This is a genomic window from Pseudoalteromonas luteoviolacea (assembly GCF_021654285.1).
Classification (GTDB): domain Bacteria; phylum Pseudomonadota; class Gammaproteobacteria; order Enterobacterales; family Alteromonadaceae; genus Pseudoalteromonas; species Pseudoalteromonas luteoviolacea_J.
This window is the reverse complement of sequence record NZ_JAKFZS010000076.1, coordinates 1-1,721: the sequence shown is the minus strand read 5'-3', so window position 1 is coordinate 1,721 and position 1,721 is coordinate 1. Positions and strand designations below refer to the sequence as shown.

Genomic DNA, 1,721 nt, shown 5'->3' with positions numbered 1-1,721 from the left:
TAGTGTGATTACCAAGGGATACTGACGGTATAAGTACCAAGCGATTTTGACGTAATCACCCTATCAATGTTGTCGAGTTTCGGCAAGTTTTGCTAACCGTAACGCAGTAGTATTCATATTTTCCCTCAGCCAGATATTGCGAACACCGCTAGCATGTATGTCGACGTTTCTTTCAGACTTGAGCATTCGTGACACTTTGGATTGTCCCATGTGTGGATTAGCCAGTGAGAACTCGATTACGACTTCCTCAATAGCTCTGTCAGTACGATTTTTGTGGTGAAGATTTGGCGTTTCTTGACGTTTTAACGACTCGATTCCACCTTGCTTTATCAGCTTTCGATGGCGGTAAATAGTATCGCGGGAGACACCACTTAGGCGGGAAGCTTCTGCCACATTTCCTAGCTTGTCAGCTAGAGCCAATACATCAAGCTTCTTCTGGATCTCTTGGTCTTCAGAGGATGGCTTATCAGGTTCCCTGACTTCGTTTACCTGCAGTTTTCGCCCAGCGAAGTACGCATCTAACCGCTTATTTTTACCCGTACGAATTTCAATTTTCTGGTTAGCGATTGAGTGCTTAAGCGGTGAGTCGATGAAGTAGAGTTTTCCCCTGAAGCTAAACGTATGGTCGTTGCGGATCTTCCGGTAGACCTTGGTGATGCAGATATCATCAAGATTGATGTCGCGTGATACAGGCGTATATTCGGTGTTTGATGCTCTAGATTTTACCACCAGGTTTTTACGCCAAAACTGCGGGATGAAGACGTGTTGGAGGTAGCTATTAGCGCCCGTCATATCAGTAATATTGTTGAGTCGTAACTCCGGTATCAACCTGTCTTGCAGAGTATCGAAGGCGCGTTCAATACGACCTTTTCCTTGAGGAGAGCTGGCAAAGATGATTTCAATTCCTAACTCCTCACAGGCCCGTTGCATCTGGGAGAAATTGCAACGTTTAGGGCCACCGAAGATGCCTGCTCTATCAACATACAGCGTTTTAAACACGCCGTATTTCTCAACAACTGAGCGCATAACTTTCATACACCCTTCAGTCGTTTCTGACGGGAAGAATTCTGCATGGATATCGCTGTTAGCATCATCAATCATAGCGATTAAGCACGACTTTTTATCACCGAACCAGCGATGTGTACTGCCGTCCATTTGCAGCATTAGCCCTGGTGCTTCCATCCGCTCTCTGCGCTTGTGGACACGGCTACGCCTACGCTTGGCTCGTTTTACATGATGGATATCATGTGCCCACTTACGCAGTGTCTCGCGCTTAACAACTATGTGCTCGTGAGCCTCAAGCATCTCGGCGAGGTGCAACAGGTTCAGATCATAATACTTCTCGCGGATCAGCGACTGAACTTGCTGCTTAAGCCTATCTGGAGTTTTATTGATTGGCTCACTGCCTGTATTCCCATGAACAACGAATTGTAGACCTTGGCTTCGGTAACGCTGCAAATAACGTTCAATAGTACGCCTGGATTTATTGAGGAGCTTAGCGGCATTAGCTATCGTAATTTTACGCTCTGCCACTTTAGCAATGATATCAACTGTTAATTGAGCTTTGGAATTCAAAACAATCACCCTTAGCGCTCCTCAAATGCTTATACAAAACATTCAAAGAACACGGTTAAAGATAACCGTCAATTTCCCTTGGTAATAAGCGACTACGACAGAATCGCGTGGTAATTAAAGTACGACAAAATCGCTTGGTGTTAACA

1 protein-coding gene is annotated in these 1,721 nt (G+C 45.2%); it reads right to left on the bottom strand.

Going from position 1 to position 1,721, the window contains the following annotated elements; genetic code table 11:
* Positions 1-63: 63 nt before the first annotated feature.
* Positions 64-1,584, bottom strand: coding sequence for an ISNCY family transposase (locus tag L1077_RS27055; RefSeq protein ID WP_237139868.1), 1,521 nt, complete (start codon positions 1,582-1,584; stop codon positions 64-66).
* Positions 1,585-1,721 lie beyond the last annotated feature (137 nt).